This is a genomic window from Varibaculum prostatecancerukia (assembly GCF_943169825.2).
In the GTDB taxonomy this organism is placed as follows: domain Bacteria; phylum Actinomycetota; class Actinomycetes; order Actinomycetales; family Actinomycetaceae; genus Varibaculum; species Varibaculum prostatecancerukia.
In genome coordinates, this window is sequence record NZ_OW968402.1 from 575,763 (window position 1) to 587,846 (window position 12,084).

At 51.8% G+C, this 12,084-nt stretch carries 8 protein-coding genes and 1 tRNA gene; 5 read left to right on the forward strand and 4 right to left on the reverse strand.

Going from position 1 to position 12,084, the window contains the following annotated elements:
- The first annotated feature begins 30 nt into the window (after nucleotides 1–30).
- From KO216_RS02540 to KO216_RS02550, 3 genes are all read left to right on the forward strand, one after another.
- Nucleotides 31–891 (forward strand): nicotinate-nucleotide diphosphorylase, encoded by an 861-nt coding sequence (locus KO216_RS02540; RefSeq protein ID WP_215522754.1) that lies wholly within the window; start codon nucleotides 31–33, stop codon nucleotides 889–891.
- Nucleotides 892–925: 34 nt separating this feature from the next.
- On the forward strand, nucleotides 926–2,251 hold the full coding sequence (locus KO216_RS02545; protein WP_215522755.1) for an AGE family epimerase/isomerase: 1,326 nt from the start codon (nucleotides 926–928) through the stop codon (nucleotides 2,249–2,251).
- Nucleotides 2,252–2,307: 56 nt separating this feature from the next.
- Nucleotides 2,308–2,392: transfer RNA gene (locus tag KO216_RS02550), tRNA-Ser, on the forward strand.
- Nucleotides 2,393–2,420: 28 nt separating this feature from the next.
- Here the strand turns inward: KO216_RS02550 and KO216_RS02555 are convergent.
- Together KO216_RS02555 and KO216_RS02560 are read right to left on the reverse strand one after the other, a co-directional pair.
- Nucleotides 2,421–3,464, reverse strand: coding sequence for an acyltransferase family protein (locus KO216_RS02555; RefSeq protein WP_215522756.1), 1,044 nt, complete (start codon nucleotides 3,462–3,464; stop codon nucleotides 2,421–2,423).
- A 178-nt stretch (nucleotides 3,465–3,642) separates the two neighbouring features.
- Complete coding sequence (locus KO216_RS02560) at nucleotides 3,643–4,695, reverse strand: LacI family DNA-binding transcriptional regulator (RefSeq protein ID WP_374047496.1); 1,053 nt, start codon at nucleotides 4,693–4,695, stop codon at nucleotides 3,643–3,645.
- Nucleotides 4,696–4,808: 113 nt separating this feature from the next.
- On the opposite strand from KO216_RS02560, the gene KO216_RS02565 reads away from it, so the two are divergent.
- Entirely contained in the window at nucleotides 4,809–7,868 is a 3,060-nt protein-coding gene (locus KO216_RS02565) for a glycoside hydrolase family 2 TIM barrel-domain containing protein (RefSeq protein WP_215522757.1), read from the forward strand.
- A 19-nt stretch (nucleotides 7,869–7,887) separates the two neighbouring features.
- Entirely contained in the window at nucleotides 7,888–9,462 is a 1,575-nt protein-coding gene (locus tag KO216_RS02570) for an MFS transporter (protein WP_215522758.1), read from the forward strand.
- A 231-nt stretch (nucleotides 9,463–9,693) separates the two neighbouring features.
- On the opposite strand, the gene galK is transcribed toward KO216_RS02570, so the two are convergent.
- The gene (galK, locus tag KO216_RS02575) at nucleotides 9,694–10,995 is read right to left on the reverse strand and encodes a galactokinase (RefSeq protein WP_215524012.1); all 1,302 of its coding nucleotides are present in this window, start codon (nucleotides 10,993–10,995) and stop codon (nucleotides 9,694–9,696) included.
- A gap of 152 nt (nucleotides 10,996–11,147) precedes the next feature.
- Complete coding sequence (locus KO216_RS02580; protein WP_215522759.1) at nucleotides 11,148–12,077, reverse strand: tetratricopeptide repeat protein; 930 nt, start codon at nucleotides 12,075–12,077, stop codon at nucleotides 11,148–11,150.
- Between the last annotated feature and the right edge of the window lie 7 nt (nucleotides 12,078–12,084).

The following is a 12,084-nucleotide window of genomic DNA, read 5'->3' on the forward strand; positions in this document are numbered from 1 at the left end:
CAATAGTTACCGACAGGACGGAGAAAATCAATGGCTGATCATCTGCAGTATCCTCAGGGAGATTATGTACCCACGGTAGTGGAGCGCGCTCTCGCCCTTTCGCGCAGCTATGGGGAAGATATCGCTACCGCGGCAGTGGTACCCGAAAATGACCGTACTCGGGTGCGTTTTATTGCCTCCCAAGATGGTGCTATCTGTGGAATACCGGTTGCCCGCGAGGTGCTAACGCAGGTGTTGGGCGAGTACGATTTGCATTTGCGGGTAGCTGATGGCACCAAAGTTACCGCGGGAACTCCGATTCTAGAGCTAAGTGGCAACACTCGCGGACTACTCGCAGCGGGGGATCTGTGTCTCTGGTTTTTGTCCCACCTATCTGGGATTACCACCAAGACCGCGCAGTGGGCAGAAGCGCTTTCGCAAACGAAACTGGTGGTGCGAGATACGCTTTCGGTTACTCCCGGTCTGGGAGAACTAGAAAAATATGCGGTGCGCGTGGGCGGAGGAATGACTTCCCGCTTGGGAATAGGGTCATTCCCCCTGGTAAGGGCTACCCATCTGCATTTAGGAAGTGGACTGGGGGACGTTATGAACCATGTGCGCGCTGCAGCAGCGGGAAGCCCCATCCAGGTAGAGATCGACCAAGTACAAGATCTTGATCCCCTGCTGAAAATGCGAGTAGAGTTGCTAACTTTGCGGGGATTTAGCCCCGAGCAGGCGACGCTAGCTGCTGATCATCGCGATACTCTAAACCCGGGAACTTTGTTGGAAGTGAGCGGGGACGTGAGCCTTGAGGAGGCGGCAGCCTATGGCGATTGCGGAGTCGATTACTTGGCGCTAGATGGTTTGACCGATTGCGTGACTCCCTTGCCAATCAAGATGGAATTCGTTTAGCCCGCCCTAAGAAAGAAAAACAAGGAGCTGAATAATGTTCTGGTTCGATTCACTCGAGCATAACCGCTGGCTGTCTGCCTGTTTGCAGGATCTGCTGGATTATGGGCGCAAATCGGAAGTGAAAACCGGGTTTGCCTGCCTAGACCGCGATGGCGAAATCGACTTGGAGCAGCCGATTCAGCTTTATTTGACCGCGCGGATGGTACATGTGTTTTCTTTGGGGGTGCTGCTGGGGATGCCCGGTTGTCGCCGGTTGGTAGAACACGGGATTCGCTGCCTCAACCAGTATTTCCGGGACCCGGAAAATGGGGGCTGGTTTGACGCGATTGAACACGAACTAGACGCGGACGGACGGGCGATTCCCTATGAAGGCCGCGACGATAAACGCTCCTATTCGCATGCATTCTTACTGTTAGGCGCAGCTTCGGCTACGGCCGCTGATCGCATAGGTGCCTATGAATTAATGCAAGAAGCTATCCGCGATAATGATTTGCACTGGTGGGATCCGGAATTTGGGATGGTGCGTGAAAGCTACAACCGGGATTATTCTGAGTGTGAAGATTACCGCGGCATCAACTCTAATATGCATATGGCAGAAGCCTATATGCTGGTGGCGCAGGTTACTAATGAAGGAGAATGGCTAGAGCGTACCCTGCGGATCCTGGAGCGAGTTGCCCAAGTTTCCCGCGAATATAGCTGGCGGCTTCCGGAGCATTTTGATCCCGACTGGAAACCCCTGCTCGGTTACAATCGTGAAAATCTGCAAGAAACCCATCGTGCCTACGGCAGTGACGTTGGGCATTCCTTTATGTTTTCTCGTTTGATCCTGGAAGCCAGAGCGATGCTAAAGCAAGCGGGCAAAGAGGTTCCCGAGTGGATGATGCCGGCGGCAACTGGAATGTTTGAGCGGGCTCGCGAGGACGCCTGGCGACGCGATGGGGCTCCCGGTTTTGCCTTCACCGTAGATTGGGAGGGCAAACCAGTGATCCGCGATCGTCAATCCTGGGTACAGTTTGAGGCAATAGGCGCGGCGGTTACTTTGTTGCGGGTGGCCCAAGAAGAAGACGCTGAGGCCGAAGACGTGGAACATTATGAACATTGCTACCGGGCATGGATTGATTTTGCCTACGAACATTTCCTGGTGCGTGGGGGGCGGATTGTCCATCGTCTTTCCCCAGAAAATAAGCCTCTAGATTTAGAGAATCAAAGACTACGGGACAGTGTCTATCATGCGGTGCAGGCAATGTTGTTGCCCCGATTGCCGCTAACTCCGGCATTTGCGATGGCTCTGGCGCAAGGACGGTTAGATAAGCCCCTCCCGCAAGAACCGCAGCGTAAAAAGAGGTTTGGAGGATTTTGATTCTCGGATGCTGCCTCGGTAGCATAAAGCTTGTGCTAGCGCTTTAGCGTAGGCCAGGAGAGTTGTCCGAGTGGCCGAAGGAGGCGGTCTTGAAAACCGCTGTACCGCAAGGTACCAGGGGTTCGAATCCCTTACTCTCCGCTGACCAGCAGTTATTGTGGGGTTCCGGCTATCTTCCTCCAGTAAACATCTTTGAGCATTTTGCAGGAAATATCCGATCAAATAGTAACTTCAAAGCCCAACTTGCCACCACTATGCCAAGAATTTGGAAAAGTTTGAGTGCAAAAGTTTCCAAATCGTTAAAGGGACCAAATGGGTTCAGTAGTGGAAGGATGAAAACTTCAAATCCTGGGATTAGTACAGGGTTGTGGATTGCGAATATGTAAAAAGCGCAATCGAAAAATTTCGGCATATCTTTCGTAAGCCACATGGAGTTAAGGGTTAGCCACATCCCTACCAGCTGCAGCAATCCATAAATCACTTCTGGTAACAGTGAGGGATAGACATGCCAAAGTAACATCGTGAATCCGGTAAGGAAAATACCTAATAGGACACAATAAATATTGTTTGTTTTTGGTTTCACTATTAGGTTTGGCCGAATCGCTCCGATATATGATCCCAGGACGTAGGTGGGTAGATAGTTAATCATATTTCCGTACCACCACCAGCGGTGGAAACTCCAAGGGACTGAGATATAACCGAGATAGCGAGCAAGCCAATATCCGATAATAGCTAGCGCAATTACTGTTAGCAGCGGTTTATTCTTGATTCGCACTACTAGAGGAGCTGGGAGCATTAGGATCAATAGCGCTAAACAATACCAGAGTGGTCCGGCTATCGGGGAACAGAAAAATAGATCCAAGGGGTTAAGATACTTTTTTGCTTCTTGAGGGCGAACCAGAGCTACTAAAACAAGAACGGTAACCTGCCAGAGCATGAATGGAATCAGTAGCGATCTGACTCGAGATTTCATTTTGCGCCCTATGGAGGAGGGAGAGGCATTGAAATAGAGTAAAAATCCGGAAGTAAAAAAGAAAAAACTCATTGAGGTGTAGCCCAGTTGATTCGCTAGGACCAAATAGGATTTCGTAAGGATTCCCCAGTTAGTTTCCGGACTGTTAAATGCAGCCAAGGAATTGGTGTGATAAATAACTATTCCCAGGGTAAATAGCCATCTATATAAATTAATCTTCCGGGAAACGGTTATATCCATCCTGCTCCCTCAACGAAAGTTATGGACCGGTCTAGTTTCTATAAGTAACGAATAAAACGTAGAAATAATATTACATTATGCCCGCTGGAACCTTACTAAGTACACCACTCAAACCTGATTAGGGTTCCCAAGGTTTGTAGATTGTTCCGTGGCAACACTGGCGGGAATTGCGCTTTCTTCACCTCTGGGGTGGGGCAGTGGTGGCGCGGACTATTAGCTCCGTGGGAATCGTCAGGTTCAGATTCTCAGTTTCCCCTTTTATCTGCCGGTCAATTAGGTTAACCATTTCCACTCCGGCCGTATAAAAGTCTTGTTTAACAGTAGTCAGGGGCGGGAATGAGAACTCAGAAAGTTCAATCCCATCGAAGCCCACCACCGACACGTCTTTAGGAACGCACACTTCTCTTTCGTGTAGCGCCCGGATTAGTCCCAAGGCGACCTCGTCATTAGCGCAAAATACTGCGGTGACTTCCGGGTTTTTCGCCAGCTGCTTACCGGCTTCAAAGCCCGCTTTAGCTGACCAATCACCGGGGATGACTGCCGGTATTTCCCGGTTTTCCTGGGCAAGCGTTTCTCGCCAAACCTTTTCGCGCACTCGCGCGGAACGAGAATGATCTGGACCGCTCACGTGATAAACGGTGCGATGTCCTAAATCTAATAGGTGGCGCATCGCCGCGCGTACTCCTCCTACCTGGTCAGCAGAAGCTGAAGGATAGATATCCACCAGGTTTGAATCCGAGGAGGCGACCGGAAGATTAGCGGGGAGGGAGAGTTGCTCGGCATCTGCATCCCCGGCTTGCACAATAACCAGGCCGTCAATATCTTCTTGAGAAAGCAGCGACATAGCCTGCTGGACTTGCGGAGAGTTCGGGTGCTCTACCTGTACCAGGCTTACTGAATAGCCCAGCTGACGAGCCCGATCAAATACTCCATTAGCAGTATGTGCTTCGCCGGTGCGCCGAATTTCTTGGGTCAGCAGCCCGATTACTTCATAAGAACCGGTGCGCAAAGCGCGGGCAGTGCGGTTAGGTTTATACCCGAGATCAGAAATCGCTTTCAGTACCCGCTCCCGGGTTTTGGGCGACACGTTTTGGTGCCCGCGCGCCACCCTCGAAACGGTCTGCGCGGACACTTTCGCTGCCCTCGCCACATCGTGTATGGAGGCAGTTCTAATCCCTCGCTTATTTTTTCCTGCCACGGGTGAAGCGTACCAGGTGAAAACAAATTCCATTTAGGACTTGCCCAGCTTCAACATGTGTTATCGTTACCAGTATTGTTGTCATCGATAACACCAAAGTCGGTGTGGACTGCAAACCGTAAAAATCGCATTCATAGGAGAAGTAAATGCAGTTAAAGGTTCACCACCAAGACCTAAAAGTCTTACACGAAAATACCCTCCCGGCGCGCGCCTACTATATTCCGATTTCACCATTGCAGGCCGCCGCGGTGACCAACCAAGGCCGCAACTTCAACTTGGAGCGCGAAGAATCTGAACGTTTCCAGCTGCTGAACGGGGAGTGGGACTTTGGCTTCTACCCGAACCTAGAGGCGGTACCGACCGATTTTTTTGCCCCCGCAGATCCCGCGCTCCCGGCGCGGATTCCGGTGCCCGGCTCCTGGCAGCATCATGGCTACGATCAGCATCAATACACCAATATCAACTATCCTTTCCCCCTTGACCCTCCTCATGTTCCCCATAACAATCCGGCCGGAGCTTATCGCCACACCTTTAACTATGAAAAAGACACGCAGGCACCTGCCGCCACCTTGGTTTTTGAGGGGGTGGATTCTTGCTTCTACCTGTGGGTAAACGGAAAATATGTGGGATATTCTCAGGTAGCGCACGCTCAATCTGCGTTTAACGTCACCGAATATCTGACAGAGGGCGAAAACACCCTGGCTGTGCTGGTATTTAAATGGTCAGACGGCTCCTATCTGGAAGACCAAGACAAGTTCCGCACTTCCGGGATTATTCGAGATGTTTACTTGCTTAAGCGCCCGACCTCGCATCTTAATGATTATTTTGTTACTACCGACCTTAAAGATAATCAGGCAGAAGTAACTGTGCGCGCCAACTTCAGCGGCGAAGCCCTGTCGGTTACCGCCACCCTGAGTGGCGCTGAGGGCGAGATAGGCAGCTGCGCCCTCGAACCCTTTGAGGATCCGCAAGGTATCTATACCCACTGCGCTACGTTCACTATCGAGAATCCCCGTCTGTGGCAACTCGGCGACCCTTATCTATATGACCTGGTGATGGCCAGCGAGGCGGAAGTTATCATCGAAAAAGTAGGGGTAAGGGAAGTTACTATCGAGGACGCGGTTCTAAAGTTTAACGGCAGCCCCATCAGAATTAAGGGGGTTAACCGCCACGATTCTGACCCCGATACCGGCCCGGTAGTATCTATCGAGCACATAAAGCGGGATCTAGAGATGATGCGGCGCCATAATATCAACGCGGTGCGCACTGCCCACTATCCCAATTGTCCCCAGTTCTATCACCTGTGTGACCAGGCGGGATTCTATGTGATGAGCGAGGCTGATAATGAGAGCCACGGTACCCGGAACCGCCTGCTAAAAGATGAATCTGAAGAAAATATTGTGGAGCATTGGAATCATCCGATTGCCAACAACCCCGATTGGATTGAATCCACGATGGATCGGATGCAACTGTGCGTGCATTCGGAAAAAAATCGCCCCAGCGTATTTTCTTGGTCAGCAGGCAATGAATGCGCCTTTGGATGCACGTTTGAAGAAAGCTTGGCTTGGACAAGGAAATTCGATCCCAGTCGAGTAACCCACTATGAAAGTGCGTTCTATCGGTCTACCGACCGCAAATATGACTACCAAAATATCGACCTGTATTCGCGGATGTATCCGTCGCTGTCTGATATTGACGATTACCTGGAAAAGTTGGGAGATAAACCCTTCCTCTTGGTCGAGTACTGTCACGCCATGGGGAACGGTCCGGGAGATTTAGAAGAGTTCTGGGAGAAAGTGCGTTCCGATGCCCGTATGTGTGGCGGTTTCATCTGGGAATGGTGTGACCACGCAGTACGCGATAGCGAAGGGCATCTACTCTATGGCGGCGATAGCGGCGAAGATCCCCACGATGGGAACTTCTGTGTAGACGGGTTGGTATCTCCAGAGCGGGTGCCTCATATCGGTCTGCTAGAAGCCAAAAATGTCTATCGTCCTTTGCGTTGCCAATATGATCAGGAAGACGGAAAACTACTGGTAACCAACACTGCCGACCATTTAAACGCTGCGGAGTTCACCTCCTTGCGCTGGGTGAAAGTGGTAGATGGACGCGAAGAAACCGGCACTTTGGAAGTACCCAATTTGCCGGCTCATGAAACGGTTAAGATTCCTTTGCAGCTAGACGTGCCCGCGCAGGGGCGCTGCTACCTGCGGGTAGAAACCTACTTGACCCAGCCCTTGGCATTCCTAGAAGCCGGACATTTGCTGGGGTTTGACGAGTTCGCCCTCGAGAATCCCAGCCCGCACACTCCGTGCGCCCTCGAGCTACTAAAAGTGGACAACCAGGAGGAGGGCGTGGCCGAGATAAAGGAAACTCCCCTAGAGATTTGCGTTTCTAGCGGGGATTACACTTACCGTTTCTCGCGTCATACCGGAATGCTGACCGGGATTGAGCTAGGCGGAAAAGAACTGCTGCAGCAGCCAGCAGAACTAAATATTTGGCGGGCGCCCACCGATAACGATATGTATATTCGCCCCCTCTGGGAGCGGGCGCGCTATGACCGCGCCTACCCCCACGCTTATGAGGTTCGTGCTGATAGCGAGGCTCGGGGCGCGGTGGTAAGTGCGAAAGTGGCGCTGGTGTCACCTAGCTTGCAGCCTTTACTGAAAGCCGATATCGAGTGGATTGTCAGGCCGGACGGAGCTTTGCAAGTAGACGCGAAGGTATGCCGGGACACCCAGTTCCCCGAGCTGCCCCGCCTAGGCTTGCGTTTCTTCCTGGATAAATCCCTACAGCAGGCTACTTGGGCAGGGCTTGGCCCGCACGAAAACTACGTCGACAAGCGCCGCTCCAGTTGGCACGGATATTTTGAATCTTCGGTGGGCAATTTGTTCCAAAACTATTTGCGTCCCCAAGAAAACGGAACCCGCTCGGACTGCGATTATCTGCGCCTTTGCGGGAAAGAACTAACGGTAGAAGTAGCAAGCGAGGAGACCTATTTCTTCAATGCTTCTTACTATAGTCAGGAGGAACTGACCGAAAAAACCCACGAATATCAGTTATCGGAAACCGATAGCACCATTTTGTGTCTCGATCATCTGATGGCAGGGATAGGTTCGGAAAGCTGCGGACCGAAACTCCTGGAAAAATATCGGGTTGATTTCGAGACCACCAAATTCTCTTTCACTATTAAATTTTCTAACTAATTAAAGGAAAAGATACCCCATGGAAGAAAAGAAATACCTTAAGTGGTACAACAAAGTAGGTTATGGCTCTGGTGATATCGCCGGTAACGTAGTCTATGCTTTCCTGTCGGCGTTCGTAATGATTTACCTTACGGACACTCTTGGTTTAAGCGCGGGAATCATCGGAACCCTGATTATGCTGTCGAAGTTCTTTGACGGATTTTCTGACATTATTTTCGGGCGGTTAATGGATAAAACCGATACAAAAATGGGTAAAGCGCGCCCCTGGATGTTCTATGCATTCTTTGGTTGTGCTGCGATGCTGATAGCGATTTACGCTATCCCCACCTCAATGGGTAAAACTGCCCAGTATGCTTGGTTCTTCATTGCCTACACCCTGTTGAATGCGGTGTTCTACACGGCGAATAACATTGCCTATGCGGCATTGACTGCGCTGATTACCAAGAACCGCTCAGAGCGGGTGCAGATGGGGTCGATTCGCTTCATGTTCGCCTTTGGCACCTCCCTCACGATTCAGACCATTACCGTAGGTTTGGTGCAATGGATGGGCGGCGGTGCCGCTGCCTGGCGAAATGTGGCGATTATTTACGCGATAATCGGTATCTTGTCCAACACTTTGGCGGTGTTCTCGGTTAAGGAACTTTCCCACACTGAACTGGACGATGGTGATGAAGAGGCGGCCAAGGATGACCAGGTTTCCTTCCTAGAAGCGCTGAAACTGATGGGTAACCGCTACTACGTGATTATCGTAGTTTGCTTTATCTTGATGCAGTTCTTCACCGCCACCCTGAATATGGGGATTTACTTTATGACCTATATTTTGGGGAATGCTAACTTGCTGGGCGTTTTTGCCTGGGCAATCAACATTCCGCTGATTGTGGGTCTGCTAGTGACCCCGCTGGTAGTCTCCAAGCTGGGACGGATGCAACCAGTAACGGTTGTAGGTTACATAGTGGCCGTCCTCGGGCGTCTCGGGGTGGTGCTGGGAGCCTCCATGGGGTCAATCCCGTTGATGCTGTTCTTCTCCGGGTTAGCTTCTCTGGGTATGAGCCCGTTGCAGGGAACCCTTAACGCCCTAATCGCAGAGATCAGTGAGAACACCTTCCTGCGCACCAAGAAACGCATTGACGGCATGATGTTCTCTTGTTCTTCTCTCGGGGTAAAGATCGGTAGCGGGGTAGGCACCGCAGTCGCCGGTTGGTTGCTAGAGGCCGGTGGCTATGTCGGGGGCGCCAAGGTGCAGGTTGAGTCCGCCCTGCAAATGATTAAGTTCATGTACCTGTGGGTGCCCACGATTGCTAACCTGTTGATCTTGGTATTGCTGTTCTTCTTGGACGTTGAAAAGAAGAACGAAGTATTGCTTGCTCAGCTCAAGGAGGAGGAAGCGGCCGCGCTTAAAGCTGCCTCTCCGAAAGTTAGCCCGGACGAAAGTACTGCAGAGAAAATAGCGCAAGGACATGCCATGGGCGGCTCGGGAGCGAAAGAATCCGAGGGGCTTAAACTAGCCGAGTTGGATGAGGAAAAACTCCCCAATCCAGATGAGTTACCGGATGTGGTAGACCCTGATGATAAGCAACCTAAGGGAGATGGATAACCACCAGTCGGCGGCACCGCCTAGAGTGCCGAGACGGCAGCTGGTTTAATAAACCGTAACATTCCGCCGGGTGAAACTAATAGGGTTTCACCCGGCGGAACTTATTTTTACGAAATATATTACTGGGTGGCGATATTTGCCTGTTTACAGCGGGAATGGCACGTTTAACCAGGTTTAGTTTTTTAGCACGCGGGTGCGGCAAAAACTAATATCTGAGCGAGAATTCCGCTCCTATTCCACTTTTCCGGCTGTTGGTGAAGGAGATACCGAGAGGAATCGGGGCTGGTTGAATCCGGCTTTGCTAAAGGCTTCCACCACGGCACTGGCAGTTGCTTCCACCTGATCGGTGGAAACTAGGGTAATCGCACATCCGCCGAAACCTCCTCCGGTCATCCGCGCACCATAGGCACCAGCTGTACGAGCAGCCGCTACCGCCACATCTAGCTCTTCGCAGGAAACTTCGTAGTCGCGCTGCAAAGAATCATGGGAAGCATCCAGCAGTTTACGCCATTCATCTAGGTCGGCTCCTGCCTCTAAAAGTTCGCATAGCCGCTGGCAGCGGGCAATCTCGGTTAGGACGTGCCGAACGCGCGAAACTTGCTCCGCATCCTCTAATTTATCCAGCTGCTGGCGAACCCAGGTGGGAGGATAGTCATCCGCATCCAGATCGGTGAGGTTATCGGTGGGGGAAATAGTCTGGGGAACCAGTTCACCCAGCTCCTTTACCCCCAAAATACGGGCAGCGTCTTCGCAAGTCGCTCGGCGCGCTCCGTACTGTCCATCTGCCAGGTCGTGGGAAGTGCAGGTATCTATTACCAGCAAAGATAATCCTAGAGCCGGCAAATCAAAGGGATGGGAGCGGGTTTGCCAAGTGGCACAATCTAGCTCCAAGACGCAGTCCTTTTCGCACAGCATAGAAGCCGATTGATCCAGGCCTCCGGTGGGGGCTCCCACGTAACGATTCTCGGCAAGTTTGCCGGCTGCAACTAGCAGCTTGCGCCCTTCGTTACTTCCCGCCAACCCGAGGCCGGCTAGTTCGTCAATCCCCACTGCGATTGCGCACTCTAAAGCGGCAGAGGAGGATAGCCCGGCACTAAGCGGCACGCTGGATGCCACCGCTACTTCCAGTCCGGGAATTTTTTCTTGCAGTTTTTGCGCCGCTTCTTCCTGATCATTGTCCCTCAGTACCTGCGCTAACCCCAAAATCACGCCGCCTACGAAGGCTCCAGGGCCGCTAGCGGGATAGTTTTTTTCTAAATCGGAAAGCTCTAGGACGCTAAGCTCTGGGAAATCTTCGGAAATAATTTTTAGTTGGTCATCTTCGCGAGCCCTAAGCGCAACGTAGATAGCGTGGGGGAGAGCTAACGGGAGGGCTTTGCCGCCGTTGTAGTCGGTGTGTTCCCCAATCACGTTCACCCGGCCGGGAGCGCGCCAGACACCTACGGGGGCCGCCGAAAAAGTTTTTTCGAAAAGTTCTCGGGCTCGTCGCGCACCCTCTTTAGGTTGGTAAGCAGAGATAAACTTGGGTTCCATGTTCACGTTAGCACCTCATTGTTATTACTGGTGAAAACTATTCTACCTTTTGTCTAGGACGCGAGTAGGGGCGTGTAGAAACAATTTTTTATTTCGCTAAAAGTATTAGCGAAAACAGTAAGAACTAAGCGTTTCCGTAGGCTCAGCAAAAGCTAAAACAGTAGGCGGGAGAGACGCTGGCGTGCCAGTTTCACTGCGTCAGGATTGCGCGAGAGGCGGAATAACTCCAGCAATCGCTGACGATACTCGTCGCGTTCCTCATCGGCGGACTTTGCGATTAGAGAAAGTAATAAGTCAAAAGCTTGCGGTTCATTACCGGCTTGGAAAAACTTATCAGCCAGGACTAGAGGATCAGAATCATCTTGACCTTCCTCCGCATGTAACCGCTGCGCCATGGAAACCTTGTCGACTAGCGCCTGGTAGCGTGCTGCCTCCTCGGGGGAGTTACGCAGCAGCTTTTGTGCCTGCTCCAGCGCCTCTTCAAGCTTTCCCGCCTCCATTAGTGCTTCGACTGCTTTTTCTTCTTCGGTGCGGGGATCTGCTTGACGGGCATCCGCCTCCCCGGCCATCTTTCCAGTTAGTCCCGCCTGCGCCGCAATCTGTAAAACTTGGTCGATAAGCGGTTTAATCTGGGCTTTCGGTTGGGCGCCTTGGAAAAGGGGAGCAGGACGCCCTCCGATTAGCGCCACCACCATAGGAATGGATTGCGCCTGAAAAGCTTGCGCCAACTGGGGAGATTCATCCACATTAATCTTCACCAGTTGGAATCGTCCATGGTATTCGCGGGCAAGCTCTTCTAATATCGGACCAAGCTGTTTACAAGGTCCGCACCACGGCGCCCATAAATCAATAATCACCGGCACTTTGAGGGAAGTTTCCGCTACCTGATCAAAAGTGTCCTCGCTGGCATCGCAAATAAACGGTCCGGGAACCACTTCGCTGCCCTCAGTTGCAGACATCGGTACTCCGGCGTTAGCAAAATCGTCGCTACCTGCAGGATCTACGTGTTGTCCCTCCCGGGGATTCTCAGAATTATTACTAGCGAACTGAGAAAGATCTACTGCTCCATGCGTTTGCGCCAATTGAAAC